Below are 19,316 nucleotides of genomic sequence, written 5' to 3'. Positions count from 1 at the left end.
GCTGTGTCCCGCGCAGCCGAACCGGATCGCTCACTACTTCTTGAGCGACTGCGCGATCTGCGCCATCACGGTGTTGTCGGCCAGGGTGCTGGCATCGCCCACCTCGCGGCCTTCCGCGACGTCCTTAAGCAGGCGGCGCATGATTTTGCCGGAGCGGGTCTTGGGCAGTTCCGGGACGATCAGGATGGTCTTGGGCTTGGCGATCGGGCCGATCTCCTTGCCCACATGGTTGCGGAGCTCCTGGACCATCGCCTCGCCCGAGTCAACCGCGTCCCCGCGCAGGATGACGAACGCCACGACTGCCTGGCCGGTGGTCTCGTCCGCCGCACCCACAACGGCGGCTTCCGCCACGGCAGAGTGGGACACGAGCGCGGATTCGATCTCGGCGGTGGAGAGCCGGTGACCGGAGATGTTCATGACATCGTCCACCCGGCCGAGCAGCCAGATGTCACCATCCTCGTCCCGCTTGGCGCCGTCCCCGGCGAAGTACATCGTCTCGAAACGCGACCAGTATGTTTCCTTGAAGCGTTCCGGATCGCCCCAGATGCCGCGCAGCATGGCCGGCCACGGTTCGCGGATCACGAGGAAGCCGCCGTGGCCATTGGGCACGGACTCGCCGGCCTCATCGACGACATCCACGGCGATGCCGGGCAGCGGGACCTGCGCGGAGCCCGGCTTGGTGGCCGTCACACCGGGCAGCGGAGCGATCATCTGCGCGCCGGTCTCGGTCTGCCACCAGGTGTCCACGATCGGGGCCGGGTGATCCTTCTTCTCCCCGTGTGCTCCGGCGTTGGCGCCAATGACCTCCCGGTACCACATCCACGCTTCGGGGTTGATGGGTTCGCCCACCGAGCCCAGGACCCGGATGGAGGACAGGTCGGACTTCGCCGGGATCTCCTTCCCCCATTTCATGAAGGTGCGGATCGCGGTGGGGGCGGTGTAGAGGATGGAGACCTTGTATTTCTCAATGATCTCCCACCAGCGGCCCTGGTGCGGGAAATCCGGGGTGCCTTCATAAATGACCTGGGTTGCCCCGTTGATCAGCGGCGCGTAGGCGACGTAGGAGTGCCCGGTGATCCAGCCGACGTCGGCGGTGCACCAGTAGACGTCCGTCTCCGGGTGCAGGTCGAAGACCGCCTTGTGGGTGTAGGCGCCCTGCGTGAGGTAGCCGCCGGTGGTGTGCAGGATGCCCTTGGGCTTGCCGGTGGTGCCTGAGGTGTACAGGATGAACAGCGGGTGTTCGGAGTCGTGGCCGACGGCGGTGTGCTCCGCGGAGGCGACCTCGACGGTATCGGACCACCAGTGGTCCCGGCCGTCGTGCCAGTCCACGTCCTGGCCGTTGCGTTTGACCACGACGACGTTCTGGACAGTGTGGCCCTCACCGTCCCCCTCGTGGGCCAGCGCCTCGTCAACGGCGTGCTTAAGCGAACTGGGCTTCCCGCGCCGGTAGGTGCCGTCGGCCGTGACCACAAGCTTTGCCTCGGCGTCGTCGATCCGGGAACGGAGCGCCTCGGCGGAGAAACCGCCAAAGACCACCGAGTGGATGGCACCGATCCGGGCGCAGGCCAGCAGGGTAATGACGGCCTCGGGGATCATCGGCAGGTACACGGCGACGCGGTCGCCCTTGGCGACGCCGAGGGATTCGAAGGCGTTGGCTGCCTTCTTGACCTCGTCGGTGAGCTGCGCGTAGGTGTAGCTGCGGGTGTCGCCGGGCTCGCCCTCGAAGTAGATGGCGACACGGTCCCCGTTGCCGGCCTCGACGTGCCGGTCCAAGGCGTTATACGCGGCATTGATTTTGCCGCCGACGAACCATTTGGCAAACGGTGCGTTGGACCAGTCCAGCGTTTCGGTGAAGTCCGTGCTCCAGTTCAGCAGCCCGCGGGCCTGCTTGGCCCAAAAGGCCGGCCGGTCGGCGTCGGCCTCGGCGTAGTCGGCAGCGGTGACCACAGCGTTCGCGGCGAACTCCGCCGAGGGAGCGAACTTGCGGTTCTCCTGCGACAGGTTTTCGAAGGCATCGCCCTGCGGGGGCGTCGTCGCGGTGGGGCCTGGTGCCTGCTGGGACATGGTGAACCTCATCATTCATCGATCCGTGTTGCACGGACGTCCGATTTCGCCGCTGTACCGGGCCGCATTCGCGGCGTCGGGTAACGGCTGGTCACGGGCGTACCGCAAAGAGCTGTATCGAAGTACACCCTAACCCCCGGCTCGGACAGAACGTGCGCCGCGTCACAAAGGGAGCCGTGAGCGGTGTTTATTAAGCGCCGAATGGTGGTCGATAAAATCCGGACCGGTCTGGTGGAGCGGCGCCGGAACAACGACACTGGTTCCACGACTCGTATTGACTTGGGGGAGCATGTGAGACTTTGGGACCAAATGCCGCACAACCCGTGGCCGCGGGGAATGGCCATCCGGGTGGACGCCACACCGCACCATCTGGCAGTCCTGCTGTTCATCCGGCATGCCTGGGGTATCGCCGCCGACGCCGATGTTCCCCGGCTGGACCCCTTGCCTGCGGTTGGCGGCTCCGCGATTCCTGACACGGCGCCGCGGGCCGAGTGGGACGCCCGCTGGCGGCGGGCCTGGGTGCGGGCGTGGGACTGGTATTCCGTGCAGGAGCCCGATCCGACCGTCCACCCGACGCCGGGCTACATCCGGGCTGTATCGCGGCCCGGGCAGGATCTGGATCCCCTGATCCCGCCCTTCTGGCAGGCCGACTATGGCTGGGAGGGAATCGACCCGCACGCCTATAACGCCTGGGAGCAGCGATGCAGCCCGGACGCGTTCGCTGTGCCGCGCAGGAGAGCTGCGGCCTCGCCGGAGGCCCAAAGTTTGCCTGCGCTGACCGCCGCCTGGCAGGGCGGAGTGGACAGTGTCATTGTGCTCCCCTACGAGGGGTACTTTGCGCGCCGCGTCACGTCCCGGCATCTGGCCGTCTCGGCCGCCACCCGGGACGACCCGGGGGCTTACAGTCGCGCCTTGCGGACTGCCGTAGGCGACGGCTGGCCGCAGTGAACTGGCACGTGGTGGATCCGCCCCGGCGCCAACGCCAGGGGCGAAGGCCCCGGATCCGGGCCGTGGCAACCGCCCGCGCTGTGGCGGCCGCCGCGCTCGCCGTCGTCGTCGGGATGCTGACCGCCTGCGCCGGCCCGTCCAGCGCGGCTGACCGCAGCTATCGGGGCATGATCTCGACGCCGTCTGTTTCGCGGATTGCGCCGCCGGGTGCGCCGCCGGGTGCGCCGCCGGCGCCGCCGGGTGCCCCGCCGGGTGCTACTCCCGCGCCGAGTGCCCCGCCGGGTGCGCCGCCCGGCGCCACTCCCGCGCCGCGACTGAAGCTGGGAACACCGGTGGCGGGGTGGGTCGACAGGCCTCGGAGGTTCGGCGTCACCCTGTGGGGGAGTTCCAGCTGCCCGGCCGTCCCGACCAGGATTGAAGCCACGGCGCCGGACCGGGTGGCTATCCGCCTCGAAGCGTCCGCGCAGAACCCGTGCACCGCCGACCTGGCGCCGACCACGCACGAATTCAGCGTCCCGGCCGGCGCGGGCACGCTCCCGCTGACAATCACACTGGTTTATGCGGAGGGCGAAGGATCCACCACACTGGTGCTGGAGTGACGGCCGGTCAGCTAGTGATCACTCCCGCACTTGACTAGGCTGAGATGGAGTTGTGACATCCGATGGGGGCGACGGGACCGCTGGCGGTCCTGTCTTGCCTGCCGTTAGGCGGCACTGTCCGGAGTGCGGCCAAGCTAAGGAGAACAGAATGAACGAGCAAAGCAACGGGCAGCTCCACGCGCCCTCCCGAAACGAAAGTCCGTCGGGGACGGCGCAGGCCCACGGGGGCGGGGAACAGCCACGCTTCACCGTGGATAAGCCGAATGTGAAGAACAACGAAGCAGTCCTGGGGCCGTTCACCGTCCGCGACCTCACCGTCTTCGGCTCCACCCTGATTCTCTTCATCGCCTCCCTGATCCCCATGTTCGCCATCCGGTACAACCTTTGGAACCTGGGCAGCCTGTTCTTCCTGGGCCTGGGTGTCCTGCTCCCGCTGATCGTCGCCGCCCTCTTTGTGGCACGCCGGGTCAGCCCGGGCACGAAGCTCCGGATCGGTTCCCTCTCGATTGACCAGTTCGCCTCCGTCGTGGCGTCCTTTAGCCTGGCGTTCTTCTTCCTGGCGGCCGCCGGAGCGTTCGTGCCGAGCATGTTGCTGGGCCTCGTGGGCGCGCTGGGGCTTTTCACCGCCACCGTGCTTGCGCGGCTGGTCCCGGCCCTCGCCGGTGATTTCCTGCACCGCGCCGAAACGCCGGCCCATGTCGTGGCGCGGGAAGCCGCGGAACCGGTCCGCAAGCCCCGCGCGCCCAAGGCGGCCAGGGCTTCGGGCGAAGCTAAGCCTGCCAAGGTGGGCGGCAGCCCGCTGGCCGGTTGGGCCAAGCGTGTGGTCCCCGGAAAGCAGTCAGGCACTGCCCAGTCCGCTCCCCGCGGCTACGAATCCCACGGGGCACCAGCGGTTGCCGGCGGTGCCGCCGGCGCCGCTGCGGGGGACGTTTCCGGCACGGACTACGTCCGCCCGGCGGCTGACGAGCCGGCCACTCAGGCGCACGGCGTAGTTCCTACCGCCTCCCCGGCCCCGACGCCGACGGCGGCCTACGCTCCGGCCGCCGGCGCCGGTGTGGCGGCTCCTCGCGCCGAACAGACCCGTGGGTCTGCCACAGCAGCACCCGCCGCAGCGGCTGCCTCGGCAGCAGAACCGGCCGCGCCAGCCGCCGGCCCGGAAGAAACCCAGGCGTCCGGCGTTCCTGTGGGGGCCGCAGCATCCCCGGCCCAACGCCACGAGGCTCCCACCGCACTCACCCCAAGGGTCCGCTCACAGGAGCCGATCGGTGCCACTGTGGACCCTGCGAGCCGGCCCGAGACCGCCGCCCCGCAGCCTGCCTATGAGGCTTTCTGGTTCGCAGTGGCGCAGCCCCGCACCGCGGTGGACGAGCACACCGGTGCCCCAGCGTTCGTCGTCGAACCCGGCGGCTGGGTCCTGGCCCTTGAAGATCGCGGCCACGAGTTCCTGGTCCAGCACACGGATGGCCGCGTCGGCGTCCTCCGTGACCTCAGCAACATCGAACGCGGCTAGCCGGACCGTGGCCACCGAGCCCGGCAGGGCGAAACGCGGCAGTAACGTCCCCAGCCGGAGAACCCTCCGCCCGGAACCCGTCCCGCGGGCCGGCGGCGAGACCCTGCTGGGGCTCAAGCGCCGCGCCCGCCGGATCAACAAGGCGCTGGCAGAGCAATACCCGTACGCGCACGCCGAGCTGGATTTCCGTAGCCCGTTCGAGCTGCTGGTGGCCACGGTTCTCTCGGCGCAGACCACTGACGTGCTGGTCAACCAGATCACCCCGCTGCTCTTCGCCCGCTATCCGGATGCCCGGAGCATGGCGGAGGCCGGGGCCGCCGCACTGGAAGCCATCATCAAACCGACCGGGTTCTTCCGCGCCAAAACGCGGAATCTGATGGCGCTGTGCAACAAGCTCGTCGACGACTACGACGGCGTGGTACCCGGCCGGCTCGAAGACCTGGTGAAGTTGCCCGGCGTCGGACGGAAGACCGCCAACGTCGTCCTCGGCAACGCCTTCGGAGTCCCGGGCATCACCGTGGACACCCACTTCGGCCGGCTGGCCCGCCGCTTCGGTTGGACGGATTCGGTCGATCCCGTCCGGGTAGAGTCGGACGTCGCCGAGCTGTTTGAGCCGAAGGACTGGACCATGCTCTCGCACCGGGTCGTGTTCCACGGCCGGCGCGTCTGCCATTCCCGCAAGCCGGCCTGCGGGGCCTGCGCGGTGGCGACCTGGTGCCCCAGCTACGGCGACGGTGAGACGGATTCGCAGAAGGCCCGGAAGCTGCTGAAATACGAACTGGCCCCGGGTCAGGAGGAACTGCTCGCGAAGCTGCTGGCGGAAACCCACCGCGCTGCGGAAATCCGGATGGAATCGCAAAGAAGGCCGCAATGACCGCCCGCCAGGACCTGATCAACCACGTGGCCGCGGTGGAGGCCGGCACGGCGCCGGCACCGGATCCGCGCTGGCGCGAACTGGTGGTGGAGCCGGGCGTACATGTGCGCCGCGCCGCCGTGCTGATGCTGTTCGGGTCGCTGGACGATGTTCCCGCGACGTCGGTGAAGCTGCTGGCGCCGGCGGACCTGGACGTGCTGCTGCTCCAGCGCGCGCAGACCCTGGACGACCACCCGGGACAGGTGGCCTTCCCCGGAGGTGGCATCGACCCCGGGGAATCCGTCACCGCAGCCGCGCTGCGCGAGGCCGAAGAAGAAACCGGCCTGGACCCGCAGGGTGTGGAGGTCCTCGGCGTCATGCCTGAATTGGCCCTGCCGCGCGGGAACTTCCTGGTCACCCCGGTCCTCGGCTGGTGGGCCGCGCAGTCGCCCGTCCGGGTGGTGGACTACGGCGAATCCTCACAGGTGTTCCGGGTGCCCGTCCGGGACCTGCTGGATCCGGACAACCGGGTCTTGGCGACGGTCAGCCGCGCCGGCCAGACTTTCCAGAGCCCGGCGTTCACAGTCAACGGCGTGGTGGTGTGGGGCTTCACCGGGATGATCCTCAACCAGCTGTTCGACCAGCTGGGCTGGTCCGTCCCGTGGGACCGCACCCGGCTCCACGGGATCGACGCGTAACGGGCCAGCGTCTCAGGTTCGGCGTCTCAGGTTTGGGAGTGGTCCACCACCAGCCCGGTCGCGGCGTTTTCGCGCACCGCGGTGATCCCTGCGGCCGCGCCGCTGATGGTCTCAAAAGGCGGTGAAACTGCCAGTACAGTCCCGTCCGGTGCCGTCAGCCTGAAGTGGTACGACTCTTCTCCGGTTGTTGTAATCTCGAATGTGCCAGCCACTCTGCTGCCTCCCGAATTCCTTGCGCCGTTGAATCTGCTCCGGCGGACGAACGGAGTCGCCGCGGGGCTTTTTGAGCGTATCGGGGCCCGATGAGGGTGCGCAACGCTACTGACGGGTACGTTACTTCGGGCGCCCGGGGCGGTCCCGGCCGGCAGCGGCGGCGGCTATTTTGCCTTGTCGTAAGAATCGGCGACGGCGATGCTCACCGGGAAATCCACCGGGATCCTGCCGAACAGCAGCTCCTTGGCGGCGGCCGCAGATTCCTCGATGGCCCGGCGGCAGGCATCGACGGCTTCCACCGGGCAGTGGACCATCACTTCATCGTGCAGGAAGAAGACCAGCTCCCCGGCGGGGGTACCGGCCGAGCGCAGGGTGCGCAGCCGCCGTCGGAGTTCCGCCAGCCAGCACGCGGCCCAGTCGGCGGCAGAGCCCTGCACCACGAAGTTCCGTGTGAACCTCCCGCGCGAGCGGGCCAGCGCATCGGCCCGGCGTTGTTCCTCCGCGGTGGCGGACTGCTGGCTGCGGTGCCACTGGTCGGACGGCGGCGGGCTGCTGCGGCCCAGCCGGGAGGTGACGGTTTTCCCTGCCTCGCCGTCGCGCGCGGCTTGCTCCACGAACCCGACGGCGCGCGGATAGGTGCGGGCCAGCTGCGGCATCAGCCGCCCTGATTCGCCCGTGGTGGCGCCGTAGATGGCGCCCAGCAGCGCAACCTTGGCCTTGGCCCGGTCGCCGCCGAAGCCCTGCGCGGCGATTCCGGCGTAGAGGTCTTTGCCGCGGGCGGCCTCCGCCATCCTGGAATCCTGGGCCAGCGCCACCAGGACGCGCGGTTCCAGCTGCGACGCGTCGGCGACGATCAGCTTGTGGCCCGGGTCGGCGTGTACGGCACCGCGGATCTGGCGCGGAATTTGCAGCGCCCCGCCGCCGCGCGAGGCCCAGCGCCCGGATACCACGCCCCCCACCACATACTCCGGCTTGAACCGGCCGTCCTTGACCCAGGCGTCCAGCCACGCCCAGCCGTTGGCGGCGTGCAGCCGGGCGAGTTTCTTGTAGGCGAGCAGCGGTTCGATGGCCGGGTGGCTGGACTCCTTGAGCTCCCACTGGCGGGTGGACTTCACCTCGATGCCGTTGCGGTGCAGGGCACGCATCAGTTCCTGCGGGGAATCAGGGTTCAGCCCCGGGGATTGCAGCAGGCGGCGCAGTTCGGTGTTGAGGGCCTCCAGTTTGGCTGGGCGTCGGCCTTGGTGCGGCCGCGGCCCGAGGTTGTCCGTGAGGATCTGCTCGTGCAGCTCCTCACGCCAGGGCACCCCCGTGCGCTGCATTTCGGCGGCGATCATGGCACCGGCGGACTCGGCGGCGAGGAGCAGCTGGAGCCGTTGCTTTCGCCGGTCGCTGCCGGGGCTGATGCCGGCGAGGGCTTCCTGCTGTGCGGCGTATTCGGCGCGGAGCTCCTCGGGCGAATGGTGCGGCGCCGCGCGCAGACCGGGGTCATCGAACAAAGCGCCCTGGTCCGTTGGCGGGGGCGGCGGCTGCAGCGCCCGTGGGGGTTGCTCGACGTCGTCGTCCTGGGTCAGCTTCTCCGCGTTCCGGGCGTAGTCGGTGTGCGCAGTGAACTCCGAGTGCGCCAGGATGGCGCCGCACAGGGTGAGGTCGTAACAGCGTTCCAGCTCGACGCCGGCGGCCAGCAGGGCCGGGTACCACTCCTGCGTCCGGTGCCAGATCCAGCGCGGGCGCCGCAGCTCTAGTTCGCGCACGACGGCGGGCAGCTCGGCCGAACGGATCAGGCGCGGGTCGGGGGCGGCGGGATCTGGTGCGCCGTGGGGCGTGAGTCGGTGGAGGGCTGCGCCGTCGGCGTGGGCGGCGAGCAGCAGATGCATAGGCTCAATTCTGCCCTGTTGATCGGTCTATGGTGGCCAGCTGCCCGAATGCGCCCCGTTGTCCACATAGCCGGCGACAGCGGTTCCGTCCCGCGGCCGGCACGCCGACAGTGGTGGCATGAGCAGGCACCAACTACCCGCGCCGGTGACCCCGGAACCCGTGTCCCCAGCCGGCCCCCAATCCGGGCCTCTTGCGGGTTCGTGGCTTCCCGGCGAAGCGGCGGAGACGTTGCTCGTCACCGGTTCCGAGGTCCTGCGGGGCGAGGTGGAACGCATCGTCGCCGCGGCCGGGCGGCAGCTGAGCCTGGTCCGGGATGTTTCGGAGGCGGCGCCGTACTGGGACTTAGCCGGCGCGGTACTGGTCGGCAGCGACGTGCCGGAGCTGCCCTACCGGCGCCGCGCCCCGGCCGTGCTCGTGGGGCTGAGCGGCGAAGGCGACAGCCTGTGGCAGTTGGCCGCCGCCATGGGGGCCGAACGCGTGGCGGTCCTGCCCGAAGGCGGCCCATGGCTGGCCGAGTACCTCAGCCGCTCGAACGCGCCCAACCCAGGCGGCCACGTCCTGGGCGTGACCGGTGGCTGCGGCGGGGCCGGGGCAACGACCGCCGCGATCTGGCTGGCCCAGTCCGCCGCGGGCCTCGGCGCCCGCGTGCTCCTGATCGACGGCGACCCCTGGGGCGGCGGCCTCGAACTGGCCCTCGCCGCCGAAGACGCCCCCGGGCTCCGCTGGCCTGACCTCGCCGAGGCCAGCGGCAGCATCGACCCGGACCAGCTCCGCGAGGCCCTGCCCGAAGCCGGCGGCTTCTCCTTCCTGTCCTGGCCGGGCAACCGGGAGCAGCGGCCTAAGGCCGTCGACGCGGCCGCAGTGGCCGGTGTGCTTGACGCCGCGAGGCGCTGCTACGAGCTGGTCCTGCTGGACATCGGCCGCGGCCGCGAGGCACTGCGTTCCTTCGCGTGGGAGTGCGACCGCGTTCTCCTCGTCCTGCCGGCCCAGCTCCGTGCAGCAGTGGCATCGGCCCGCCTGGTGCAGGAGCTTCCGCCCGTGGACACCGCGCTGGTGATCCGGGCGAAACCCGGGGCAGCGTTGGACATCCGGCTCATTTCCGAGGCCGTGGGACTACCCGTGCAGGGCATCATGCCCGAGGTCCGCGGCACAGCCGCCGCCACGGAACTCGGCCGCCTGCTGGACACCGGCGGACGACGCAGCGTGCAGCGCTTCACCGAAACCATCCTTGACTTCACCGCGGATGACTACCCGTGAACCCGCAAGGGGTGCCGGACCCGCGGGAACCGCCGTATCCGGGCAGCCCGGGGACGCGCCGGCAACTGCGCGGCGCCCAAATACGCGTGGATCCGCGGCTGCTCGAGGCGGTCCGTGAATCCGTTATGGCGGACGCCGGTCCGGTCACTGCGTCCCGGGTGGCCGCGGCGGTGCAGGCTAGCGGCCGGGTGCTCGGCACCGCCGGCGCACTGGCCGCCGTCGAAAGTATCAGCGCCGAACTGAACGGGCTGGGCCCGCTGCAGCCGCTTACCCGGGACCCACTCGTGACGGACATCTTCGTCAACGGCCCGGACTCTGTCTGGCTGGACCGCGGCCGCGGGCTGGAACGTGCCGCCGTTGCTTTTGCCGGCGAGGGCCAGATCCGCGCGCTGGCAGCCCGCCTCGTGGCCGCCGGCGGGCGCCGGCTGGACGACTCTTCGCCCTGCGTAGATGTCAGGCTCGACGGCGGGTACCGGGTCCACGCCGTCCTGCCGCCCATTTCCACGGCCGGCACCCTGCTGAGCGTGCGGATCAGACGCGCGGCCGTGTTCTCCCTGGCGGAGCTGGGCCGCGGCGGCATGTTCGGCCCGTTGGTGCAGGACGTCCTGGAGCGGATGGTGGCGAGCCGCCTGAGTTTCCTCGTCAGCGGCGCGACCGGCTCGGGAAAGACGACGCTGCTCGCCACTTTGCTGGGGTTGTGCCAGCCGGGGGAGCGGTTGGTCCTGATCGAGGACGCCTCTGAGCTGAATCCCCTTCATCCGCATGTGGTGTCCCTCGAGTCGCGCCACAGCAATCTCGAAGGCGGAGGCTCCGTCGATCTTGGCGAGCTGGTCCGGCAGGCTCTCCGGATGCGGCCGGACAGGCTGGTGGTGGGGGAGTGCCGCGGCGCGGAGGTACGGGAGCTGCTCGCCGCGATGAACACCGGGCACACCGGGGCAGGCGGGACGATCCACGCCAATACCGCCGCCGCGGTCCCGGCCCGGCTGACCGCTCTCGGGGCGCTCGCGGGAATGGGACCGGACGCTGTCCGTCTCCAGGCCGCCAGTGCCCTGGACGTCGTGGTCCATTTGGAACGGACCCGGTTTGGCCGGCAGGTGGCGTCCATCGGGCTGGTCGGTGAAAACGGGTCCGGCCTGGCCGTAACGGCGGCCCTGGAAACGTTCGGCGGCGAGGTTCGCACCGGCCCCGCATGGCCGGAGCTGGCGCCCAAGCTGGGCCTGGACCCGTCAGAGGTGCCCGGGATCGCCTCCACTGTCCGGCCCCTTACGGCGTCCGGCTCGCCATGACGGCTGCCCTGACCGGGATCCTGGCCCTGGCGCTGTGGTTGGCACTCGCCCCGCCGCGTGCCTCCCGCCGGCGCATTCGGCGGATCCTCTCCGTGCGGCCGCGGGGAAACCCCCGCGGACCTGCTGGCGCCGGACAGGGCGGCCGGGTGGGGCTCTGGTCGTCGCGGCGCCGGCGGGGCTCAGCCTCGTCCGAGGTCCCCATGACCGTGCTGGTGCAGCAGTTGGCCGCCCTGCTAAAAGGCGGCCGGTCACCGGCACGGCTGTGGGAGGAACTTTGGCTGCTCTACGTGGACCAGCAGCCGCCGGGCAACCCTCCGGACTACTCTTCGGGCGGCCCGTCGGATCGCCCGTCGGGCCGCCCGTCCCGGGGTGCCGGGCGGCGCAACAGCGGGGCGGGACGTACCGAGGCCCTGGGTGCGGCGTCGCGGGAGATCCTGGCCGCTGCCCGGGCGGCGGCCCAGAGGGGAACCCCGGTGGCCGCGGCCATCCGGAAGCGAGCCTCCCCGCAACCCGGCACACGCGCACCCCGGGGCGGCGAGCACAGGGAAGGGGCGGTCTGGGTGGAACTTGCGGCGTGCTTCGACGTGGCCGAAGCCAGCGGCTGTCCGCTCGCCGACGTCCTCACCCGGTTCGCCGCCCACCTTGAGGCCGAGGACGACGCCGCGGCCGCCCGGCAGACTGCCCTCGCCGGGCCAAGGGCCACCGTCCAGATCCTGACCTGGCTGCCCTTTCTGGGGCTCGGGCTCGGGGTGTTGCTGGGCGTGAATCCCTCGACCATCCTGTTCGGCACACCCTTCGGCCCGGCCGCACTCGGCGCCGGAATTGCCCTCACTGCGGTGGGCCGGATCTGGTCGGCGCAGCTCGTCCGGGCGGCCGCCGGGCGGCGCCCGTGATCCCGCAACCCAGTGGCCTCGCGGTGGCCGCATTTCTGGCCGCCGCCGTGGTCGTGGCGCTCGCAGACCACGGCCGGGCGGCCCGGCGCTGGAAACGGCTGGGCGGCCGGCCCAGCGGGACGGCCACACGCGGCAAGGGCAGCGGCAGCCACCATCCGGTGGACCCCGACGTCGGACTGCGGGACCCGGTCCTGATGTTGGAACTGATCGGTGCCATGTTGGACGCCGGGTCCGGGCTGGGCCGCTCTCTGGAACTGGTTGCCCTGCACGCCGCCCCAGGGCTCGCCCGACCGCTGGGTCCGGTCGTCTCCGCCCTGGCGATCGGCGCCGACTGGGAGACCGCTTGGCGCAGCACCCACGCCCTCCCCGCCCAGCTCCTCACCCTCCGGGACGCCCTGGGCTTCGCCGCGCTGACCGGCGTGCCGTCGTCGTCCATCCTGTACGCGCAGGCCGCCCGGCTGCGCCGCGAGCATTTCCGGGCCGCCGAGCGGCGCGCCGCGGCGTTGGGCGTTAAACTCGTCATCCCCCTGGGGCTCTGCTCGCTACCCGCCTTCGTGTGCCTGGGCATTGTGCCGGCGTTGCTTGCGATGCTGCCCACGGGCCCTTGACAGGCGGCCGACAGGCAGTCGGACGACCGATGACGGGCGCTGCGACTCTTCCTCCACAGCCCGACTTATCCACTTGGCCCGGCAGCTCTCTTACCGGCGCGGACCGGAGCACGCAGATTGGAAACAGCCGGTGGCTGCGCCGGAATCTCCCGAGAGGAATGCTCATGACCTACCATCCAAACGCCCCCGCCGGCCCGGGCCCCGCATCCGCCGAGACCGGCACTGCGGAGCTCCGTGAAATCTATCCGGGCGCCCGGCAAGCCCCGCCGGTCCGGGTCCACCACAGTGCCGGCCGCTGGCAGAAAGAGTTGCGCAGCTCCGAGGCGGGGATGGCCACCGCTGAATATGCCATCGCTACGCTGGCCGCCGTCGGGTTTGCCGGCCTGCTCGTGCTGATCATGCGCAGCGACGAGGTCCGGGGATTCCTGCTGAACCTGATCCGCACGGCCCTGGCGTTGCCGTGACGCGCGCGCCGCGGGATTCCGCCGCCGGCCGGGTCGGGCGCCCGGGGACATGCCGAGGCGCTGTGACGGCCGAGTTCGCCGTCGCGCTGCCCGCTGTCCTGCTGGTGCTGGGCCTGTTGCTGGCCGGCTCCGCCGCCGGGATAACGCAACTCCGGCTCGAGGAAGCTGCGCGGTCCGGCGCCAGGGCGTTGGCCCGCGGCGAGGACGCCGCCTCGGTGGGCGGAATTGTCCGGCGACTCGCGGGGGATTCAGTGCGGGCAACGGTGGCTGCAGACGGCGGATGGCTCAGCGTCACGGTGTCCGGCACGGTCAGCGGATCTGTAGGTCCGCTGATCCCATGGACTCTCACCGCGAGGGCGTGGGCGCGGAGTGAATCCTCTAACGCGCGGGTGGCGTCTGCTCCCGGGACTGCGCCTCTGGCCTTCGGCCGGGCGGCATGATGCCGGCGCCGGCGCAGAACCCGGAACTGGGCGCGGGCACTGTTCTCGCGCTTGGCCTGGGGCTGGTGCTTCTGCTGGCGATGACCACGGTGGTGCTGCTGGGCCAGGCCGCAGTGATGGCGTCAAAGGCCGCGACTGCCGCGGATCTTGCAGCGCTCGCCGCCGCGGACGCCGCCCGTGGACTCGCTGTTGGCGAGCCATGTACTGTGGCCGCGAACGTAGCGGGCCGGCACGACGCGCTACTAGTGGACTGCGTGGTCGAATCCGGCGGCACCGTCCGGGTCCGGACGGAACTCCGCTTCCGCAGTGCCTTCGGTGCGTCCTTTGGGCGCGCCCGGGCCGGCCCTCCGCCTCCTTTGGATGCGGGACCGTCGACGGACCCGGGCCGTTGACCCGCCGTGCGAACGGTAAGCGGCCGAAGGTAGGGCGTTTGCCGGATCAACCCGATCGGCTGGTGACCTGGCCGCCGGCCGCAGTGCCCAGCTCCACGGCGGGGCCGCCCATCAGGTCCGTGGCGTCGGTCAGCAGCATCTCGATCAGCGTGACGGCGGCGTCCTTGTCCAGCGGGTTGTTCTTGTTGCCGCATTTGGGGGACTGCACGCAGGAGGGGCAGCCGGACTCGCATTCGCAGGCCTTGATGGCGTCGCGGGTCGCGGACAGCCATACCCTGGCCTTGTCGTAGCCGCGTTCGGCGAAGCCTGCCCCGCCGGGGTGGCCGTCGTAGACGAAGATCGTCGGCACGCCGGTGTCGGCGTGGATGGCGGTCGACACCCCGCCGATGTCCCACCTGTCGCTGGACGCTACTAGCGGCAGCAACCCGATGGCGGCGTGCTCGGCCGCATGCAAGGCGCCCGGAAACTGCGCTTCGATCAGTCCCGCATCGGTCAGGGATCGGTTGTCCATCACGAACCAGACCGCCTTGGTGAACAAGTCCCGGGCGCCCAGTTCCAGTGGTTCCTCGCCGAGGATGTCGTTAGAAATCAGGGCCTTGCGCTGAAAGGAGACCACCTGGGTCGTCACTTTTACGTCGCCGAAGTGCACCGCGACGTCTCCCCACTGCGTCGTGCGGAGTGTCTCCAGCACCTCGATCTGGGTCACGTCGCGCGCTGTGGTGTAGTAGTCGGGGTTGGCCCGCCGCACCACGACGCAGTGCTCGTCTTCGTTCAGGTCCTCGACGACGTAGCTCTCGCCCTGGTGGACGTAGACGGCGCCAGTGTGTGCCTGGTAATGGGTCTGGGGCGAATCCATGGTGCCGAGCAGGGAACCGGTGTCGGCGTCCACAATGCTCACCGGACCGCCGCCGTCGGCCCGCAGGTTCACCATTGCCGCGGCGCTCTGGGGGTGGGTCCAGAACCACCCCGCCGGGCGTTTGCGCAGGTAGCCCTGGCCGACCAGCTGGTCCAGCAGTTTCTCCGCTGTCGGGCCGAACAACCCAAGCTCCGCATACCCCAGCGGCAGCTCGGCCGCGGCGGCACACAGGTGCGGTCCGAGCACATACGGATTGGAGGGGTCGAAGACCGTGGCCTCCACCGAGACGTCGAAGATCGCCCCAGGGTGGTTCACCAGGTAGGTGTCGAGGGGATCGTCGCTCGCCACGAAGGCAGCAATGGCATCCTGTCCAGCACGGCCCGCCCGCCCTATCTGCTGGAACAGCGACGCCCGGGTTCCCGGCCAGCCGGCCACCAGGACCGCATCGAGGCCGGAGATGTCAATGCCAAGTTCAAGCGCGGAGGTGCTGGATACGCCGAGCAGCTCGCCCGATCGCAACGCCTTTTCCAAGGCCCGCCTTTCCTCCGGAAGGTACCCCGAGCGGTAGGCCGCCACCCGTTGCGGCAGGCTGGGGTCCACCTCGTCCAGGAGGCGTTTAGTGATGGACGCGATCGTCTCGGCTCCGCGCCGGGATTTGATGAACGCGATGGTCCGGACCCGGGACGCGACCAGGTTGGCCAGCAGGTCCGAAGTTTCAGCCACGGCGGTCCGGCGCTGCTGGGCTCCGTTTTCGCCGCGCTGTTCCGTCAGGGACGGTTCCCAGAAGGCCACGGTGGTGGCACCGTGCGGCGAGCAGTCCTCGGACACGGCCCGGACCGGAGCGCCGATCAGCCGGCCGAAGGACGCTTCCGGGTCGGATGCGGTGGCCGAGGCGGCGATGAACACGGGACCGGGATGCTCGGCGCCGGGGCCGTAGTAGGCGCAGATCCGTCGCAGCCGCCGCATCAGGTTGGCCACGTGCGAGCCGAACACGCCACGGTAACTGTGGGCCTCGTCCACGATCACGTAGCGCAACCGGCGGAAGAATCGGGCCCACCAGGCGTGGTTGGGCAGGATGCCGAAGTGCAGCATGTCCGGGTTGGCGAGAATGACGTTGGCGTGGTCCCGGATCCAGCGCCGGGAGGCCGGGTCGGTGTCGCCGTCGTAGGTTTCCGCACGGACGGTGGGAAGCCTGAGCGAGCGGATGGCGGCGAGCTGGTCGGCTGCCAGGGCTTTGGTGGGCGAGAGATACAGGGCCACGGCGCCGTCGTCGTGGATCTTGCCCGGGTCGGCCGCCACGCGCAGCTCGGATCGGTGGACCGCGTCCAGCGCCGGCAGCTGGTAGGCCAGGGACTTTCCGGAGGCGGTGCCGGTGGCAATCACCACGTGTTCGCCTGCGTGGGCGAACTCGGCGGCCTGCACCTGGTGGCGGTACGGCTCGTGGACGCCGAGCGTGCCGTACGCCTTTACCAGATCCGGGTGGACCCACTCCGGCCACGGCCCGTTGACGGCCTTCCGCGCTGGAATCATCCGCACGTGCCGCAGCTGCTCCGGGTCCGGGCCGCGGCCCAGCAACGGGATCAGGGACTCATGTGGATTCACTCCAACATTGTTTCACCCGGGCTCAAATCGCCTGGTGACCTGCATTTGGTGGCCCGGCTGGGCGGCCGCCACCACGTTGCCCGGCCCGGGCAAAGGCGGGCCTCACCCCACGGAAAGGTCGGCGCCCTCGTCCGAGGAGGAAAGCATGAGCACATGGCACACCAAGGTCCAGCCAAGATGCGAGTACAGGTGCTGGCCGTCCAGCGAGGCCAGCAGGAGGCCGCCTTCGACGTCGTGTTCGAACGTCTGCGCGGCCAGCGCCCGCATGATGAAGCTGCCGAGTCCCCGCCGCTGGAACCCGGGTTCGGTCACGATCTTGTCGAACACGGCAGTGTGGTCGGCGACGAACACCTGTCCGCTGGCGGCAACCTCTTCGCCGGCGTAGACGACGGCGTGGTGGACGCCGCCCGCGGTCGACGGCACCCACCTGAGATCGTCGTCGGGAAGCCAGGGGTCCTCGGAGTCCTGGGTCTCCATGTCCGCGATCATCATGGTCTGCGACGCCGAGTTCACGTTCAGCCCGTGCTGCCGGGCCAGGGAGATGAAGCGTGCCGTGTCGTTCGTGAGCACCGTAAGGATCCGGGCCGGGACCCCAACCGTCCTGGCGGCCAGGTCCGCGAACTCGGCATCGGACGGATCATGGGCGAAGTATTCCCATTCGCGGGTCGAGTCCGCCCTCAGCACCGCGGGAAAGCGGCCCTCCCGGCGTGTCTCATAACCCCGGCAACCAGCCCACCCGGCAACCCAAACCTCGAGGAGATGGGTGGTGTCCTCAACCATGGCGTCAAGACTCATGAGATGAGCGTATTCCAGCCCCGGCACAAGCAACAGGGGCACGGATCGGGTAGGGCGCCCGCAGCCGTAAACATTGCGCTCGCGGACGGACGTGAGCAGCGACCGGCGGCGCGTTTTGCCCGGCCCAGTACGCTTAAATACGTGAATCGAATTGTGCTCTTTTACGGCTTTACCCCCATCCCGGACCCGGAGGCCGTCCGGCTCTGGCAGCGCGCGCTCTGCGAAAAGCTCGGGCTGACCGGCCGGATCATCATCTCCAAAGACGGCATCAACGCGACGGTCGGCGGCGAGATCGGGGCGGTCAAGCAGTACGCCAAGACGACACGCGAATACCGGGGCTTCCGCGGCATCGATGTGAAGTGGTCCGACGGCGGAGCCGCGGACTTCCCCCGGCTCAGCGTCAAGGTGCGCGACGAAATTGTCTCCTTCGGCGCGCCGGGCGAGCTCAAGGTGGACGAACACGGCGTCGTCGGCGGCGGGACACACCTTACGCCCGAGGAGCTGCACCGGCTCGTCGAGGCCAAGAAACAGGCCGGTGACGAGGTGGTGTTCTTCGACGGGCGCAATGGCTTCGAAGCCCAGATCGGCAAATTCAAGGGCGCCGTCGTTCCCGACGTCGCGACGACCCACGATTTCATCAAGGAACTCGATTCCGGCAAGTACGACGCATTAAAGGACAAACCGGTGGTCACCTATTGCACCGGCGGCGTCCGCTGCGAGGTCCTCTCCAGCCTGATGGTCAACCGCGGCTTTAAAGAGGTCTACCAGCTCGACGGCGGGATCGTCCGCTACGGCGAGGCGTTCAAGGATCAGGGTCTCTGGGAGGGTTCGCTCTACGTGTTCGACAAGCGCATGCACCTCGAGTTCAGCGAGGATGCCAAGGCAATCGGACAGTGCGTCCGTTGCGCGGCGCCCACGAGCAAGTTTGAGAACTGCTCCAATCCCAACTGCCGCACGCTGACGCTGTACTGCGCTGATTGCGCCTCGGACCCGGCGAAGGTGTGCTGCCCCGACGGCTGCGCAACCTGACAGGCGCCCGACATCTGCGCAACCTGACAGGGCCCGGACTCAGAACCGGCTCACGCGGTAGGCGAAGTTTGCCGGCGCCAGCGACTCGATCCTGACCGACAGGACCGTGTCCGCGGCGAGCTGCACCACGTTTACCCGCGAGGTGCCGCACTGAAGGCTTAGATCCACCAGGACGCTCTCTTTGTCCGCGATGGTGAAGGACACCCGCCGGGTACTCCGGCAGACCAGCGTGATGGCGTAGGTGCCGCTCGGCAATTGCGTGGTGGTCTCATTCCGCGTCGCACCGGCGTCCAGCAGCCCGTTTCCGGTGTGGAAGACCTGGCCCTGGGTCTCCGGCAGGACGTCGGCAACCCAGCGGTCCAGTTCCGCCCCGGTCACCGGCCGGTTCCGGGCGGGGTCCTGGGGAAGGGCTGCGTCGGTAAAGGTTGGGGAGCGCGAAGTTCCGGCCGAATGGCCGTCGTCGTACTCATATTCGCAGGCTGACAGCCCGCAGGAAAGGACGGCGGCGATCACGGAGGCGGTGAGGGCGACGGCGGCGGCCTGGCCGTGCGACCGCTGTAGCCGGGGCGCCAGCGCGGTGGGCATATTCCGACTTTAGGGCCGCCCGCGGCCCCGGGCCAGAGCCGGCTGAACCGGCGCCCCGTACCGCCCGTCCGCTAGGACGAAGGTCGGCGCTCGATCCTGAAACCGGCCACGGCGCCAAGGCCCGGATCCGTCATATTCCGGAAGATTTGCACTGTGGCCAGCCCCGATTCCAGGTCCACGGCCGCCTCGACGACGCGCCCGCACTCGACGCTCAGTAGGACGCCTGCGGCGGCCGGGCTGCGGAGGGCAGGGCCGACGGGCCGGCATGGGAGGCCGGGATCCCGACGTCGTCCGCGACCTCGCAACCGGACAGCCCCGTGCCCAGCAGGATCAGTGCCATCAGCGCCGG

20 protein-coding genes are annotated in these 19,316 nt (G+C 69.8%); 13 read left to right on the top strand and 7 right to left on the bottom strand.

Annotated elements, in window-relative coordinates; genetic code table 11:
* Positions 1-33: 33 nt before the first annotated feature.
* Positions 34-2,064: an acetate--CoA ligase gene (gene acs / locus ABIB14_RS06460; RefSeq protein ID WP_354235128.1), complete on the bottom strand. Its 2,031-nt coding sequence runs from the start codon at positions 2,062-2,064 to the stop codon at positions 34-36.
* A 201-nt stretch (positions 2,065-2,265) separates the two neighbouring features.
* Here acs and ABIB14_RS06455 point away from each other — a divergent pair, with 201 nt between their 5' ends.
* From ABIB14_RS06455 to ABIB14_RS06435, 5 genes are all read left to right on the top strand, one after another.
* Positions 2,266-3,012, top strand: coding sequence for a hypothetical protein (locus ABIB14_RS06455; protein WP_354235010.1), 747 nt, complete (start codon positions 2,266-2,268; stop codon positions 3,010-3,012).
* A gap of 62 nt (positions 3,013-3,074) precedes the next feature.
* Positions 3,075-3,611: a hypothetical protein gene (locus ABIB14_RS06450; RefSeq protein WP_354235009.1), complete on the top strand. Its 537-nt coding sequence runs from the start codon at positions 3,075-3,077 to the stop codon at positions 3,609-3,611.
* Positions 3,612-3,759: 148 nt separating this feature from the next.
* A complete protein-coding gene (locus ABIB14_RS06445) occupies positions 3,760-5,121 on the top strand; it encodes a hypothetical protein (protein ID WP_354235008.1) in 1,362 nt (453 codons plus the stop codon).
* The gene (gene nth, locus ABIB14_RS06440; protein WP_502909620.1) at positions 5,093-5,995 is read left to right on the top strand and encodes an endonuclease III; all 903 of its coding nucleotides are present in this window, start codon (positions 5,093-5,095) and stop codon (positions 5,993-5,995) included. The genes ABIB14_RS06445 and nth overlap by 29 nt, the downstream gene beginning before the upstream one ends.
* A complete protein-coding gene (locus tag ABIB14_RS06435; protein WP_354235007.1) occupies positions 5,992-6,672 on the top strand; it encodes an NUDIX hydrolase in 681 nt (226 codons plus the stop codon). The genes nth and ABIB14_RS06435 overlap by 4 nt, the downstream gene beginning before the upstream one ends.
* A 26-nt stretch (positions 6,673-6,698) precedes the next feature.
* Here the strand turns inward: ABIB14_RS06435 and ABIB14_RS06430 are convergent, their stop codons facing one another.
* Both ABIB14_RS06430 and ABIB14_RS06425 read right to left on the bottom strand, forming a co-directional pair.
* Entirely contained in the window at positions 6,699-6,884 is a 186-nt protein-coding gene (locus tag ABIB14_RS06430) for a YegP family protein (RefSeq protein ID WP_354235005.1), read from the bottom strand.
* Positions 6,885-7,049: 165 nt separating this feature from the next.
* On the bottom strand, positions 7,050-8,759 hold the full coding sequence (locus ABIB14_RS06425; RefSeq protein ID WP_354235004.1) for a bifunctional 3'-5' exonuclease/DNA polymerase: 1,710 nt from the start codon (positions 8,757-8,759) through the stop codon (positions 7,050-7,052).
* A 118-nt stretch (positions 8,760-8,877) separates the two neighbouring features.
* Here ABIB14_RS06425 and ssd point away from each other — a divergent pair, with 118 nt between their 5' ends.
* The 7 genes from ssd (at position 8,878) to ABIB14_RS06390 (ending at position 14,100) form a co-directional block, all read left to right on the top strand.
* Positions 8,878-10,017: a septum site-determining protein Ssd gene (ssd, locus tag ABIB14_RS06420; RefSeq protein WP_354235003.1), complete on the top strand. Its 1,140-nt coding sequence runs from the start codon at positions 8,878-8,880 to the stop codon at positions 10,015-10,017.
* A complete protein-coding gene (locus tag ABIB14_RS06415; protein ID WP_502909619.1) occupies positions 10,014-11,303 on the top strand; it encodes a TadA family conjugal transfer-associated ATPase in 1,290 nt (429 codons plus the stop codon). Before ssd ends, ABIB14_RS06415 begins: the two co-directional genes overlap by 4 nt.
* Positions 11,300-12,196 (top strand): hypothetical protein, encoded by an 897-nt coding sequence (locus tag ABIB14_RS06410; protein ID WP_354235002.1) that lies wholly within the window; start codon positions 11,300-11,302, stop codon positions 12,194-12,196. Before ABIB14_RS06415 ends, ABIB14_RS06410 begins: the two co-directional genes overlap by 4 nt.
* Positions 12,196-12,804 (top strand): type II secretion system F family protein, encoded by a 609-nt coding sequence (locus ABIB14_RS06405; protein WP_502909623.1) that lies wholly within the window; start codon positions 12,196-12,198, stop codon positions 12,802-12,804. The genes ABIB14_RS06410 and ABIB14_RS06405 overlap by 1 nt, the downstream gene beginning before the upstream one ends.
* 164 nt (positions 12,805-12,968) lie before the next feature.
* A complete protein-coding gene (locus tag ABIB14_RS06400; protein ID WP_354234999.1) occupies positions 12,969-13,268 on the top strand; it encodes a DUF4244 domain-containing protein in 300 nt (99 codons plus the stop codon).
* A gap of 62 nt (positions 13,269-13,330) precedes the next feature.
* A complete protein-coding gene (locus ABIB14_RS06395; RefSeq protein ID WP_354234997.1) occupies positions 13,331-13,708 on the top strand; it encodes a TadE family type IV pilus minor pilin in 378 nt (125 codons plus the stop codon).
* Positions 13,705-14,100 (top strand): Rv3654c family TadE-like protein, encoded by a 396-nt coding sequence (locus ABIB14_RS06390; RefSeq protein WP_354234996.1) that lies wholly within the window; start codon positions 13,705-13,707, stop codon positions 14,098-14,100. The genes ABIB14_RS06395 and ABIB14_RS06390 overlap by 4 nt, the downstream gene beginning before the upstream one ends.
* Positions 14,101-14,146: 46 nt before the next feature.
* Here ABIB14_RS06390 and ABIB14_RS06385 read toward each other — a convergent pair whose 3' ends face one another.
* Entirely contained in the window at positions 14,147-16,558 is a 2,412-nt protein-coding gene (locus ABIB14_RS06385; RefSeq protein WP_354234994.1) for a DEAD/DEAH box helicase, read from the bottom strand.
* Positions 16,559-16,660: 102 nt separating this feature from the next.
* On the bottom strand, positions 16,661-17,353 hold the full coding sequence (locus ABIB14_RS06380) for a GNAT family N-acetyltransferase (RefSeq protein WP_354234992.1): 693 nt from the start codon (positions 17,351-17,353) through the stop codon (positions 16,661-16,663).
* Between the two features lie 141 nt (positions 17,354-17,494).
* On the opposite strand from ABIB14_RS06380, the gene trhO reads away from it, so the two are divergent.
* Complete coding sequence (gene trhO / locus ABIB14_RS06375) at positions 17,495-18,382, top strand: oxygen-dependent tRNA uridine(34) hydroxylase TrhO (protein ID WP_354234990.1); 888 nt, start codon at positions 17,495-17,497, stop codon at positions 18,380-18,382.
* 39 nt (positions 18,383-18,421) lie between these two features.
* On the opposite strand, the gene ABIB14_RS06370 is transcribed toward trhO, so the two are convergent.
* Together ABIB14_RS06370 and ABIB14_RS06365 are read right to left on the bottom strand one after the other, a co-directional pair.
* A complete protein-coding gene (locus tag ABIB14_RS06370; protein WP_354234988.1) occupies positions 18,422-18,967 on the bottom strand; it encodes a DUF6023 family protein in 546 nt (181 codons plus the stop codon).
* 211 nt (positions 18,968-19,178) lie between these two features.
* The gene (locus ABIB14_RS06365) at positions 19,179-19,307 is read right to left on the bottom strand and encodes a hypothetical protein (RefSeq protein WP_354234986.1); all 129 of its coding nucleotides are present in this window, start codon (positions 19,305-19,307) and stop codon (positions 19,179-19,181) included.
* Positions 19,308-19,316 lie beyond the last annotated feature (9 nt).

The organism is Arthrobacter sp. UYEF3 (assembly GCF_040546245.1).
GTDB lineage: Bacteria > Actinomycetota > Actinomycetes > Actinomycetales > Micrococcaceae > Arthrobacter.
Note: the sequence above shows the minus strand (reverse complement) of the source record. Positions and strands in the feature narration are given on the sequence as shown.

Coding starts and splice junctions, on each gene's coding strand:
- acs (WP_354235128.1), bottom strand. CDS start 2,064: ATGTCCCAGCAGGCACCAGGCCCCACCGCGACGACGCCCCCGCAGGGC.
- ABIB14_RS06455 (WP_354235010.1), top strand. CDS start 2,266: ATGGTGGTCGATAAAATCCGGACCGGTCTGGTGGAGCGGCGCCGGAAC.
- ABIB14_RS06445 (WP_354235008.1), top strand. CDS start 3,760: ATGAACGAGCAAAGCAACGGGCAGCTCCACGCGCCCTCCCGAAACGAA.
- ABIB14_RS06435 (WP_354235007.1), top strand. CDS start 5,992: ATGACCGCCCGCCAGGACCTGATCAACCACGTGGCCGCGGTGGAGGCC.
- ABIB14_RS06425 (WP_354235004.1), bottom strand. CDS start 8,759: ATGCATCTGCTGCTCGCCGCCCACGCCGACGGCGCAGCCCTCCACCGA.
- ssd (WP_354235003.1), top strand. CDS start 8,878: ATGAGCAGGCACCAACTACCCGCGCCGGTGACCCCGGAACCCGTGTCC.
- ABIB14_RS06410 (WP_354235002.1), top strand. CDS start 11,300: ATGACGGCTGCCCTGACCGGGATCCTGGCCCTGGCGCTGTGGTTGGCA.
- ABIB14_RS06400 (WP_354234999.1), top strand. CDS start 12,969: ATGACCTACCATCCAAACGCCCCCGCCGGCCCGGGCCCCGCATCCGCC.
- ABIB14_RS06390 (WP_354234996.1), top strand. CDS start 13,705: ATGATGCCGGCGCCGGCGCAGAACCCGGAACTGGGCGCGGGCACTGTT.
- ABIB14_RS06380 (WP_354234992.1), bottom strand. CDS start 17,353: ATGAGTCTTGACGCCATGGTTGAGGACACCACCCATCTCCTCGAGGTT.
- ABIB14_RS06370 (WP_354234988.1), bottom strand. CDS start 18,967: ATGCCCACCGCGCTGGCGCCCCGGCTACAGCGGTCGCACGGCCAGGCC.
- ABIB14_RS06365 (WP_354234986.1), bottom strand. CDS start 19,307: ATGGCACTGATCCTGCTGGGCACGGGGCTGTCCGGTTGCGAGGTCGCG.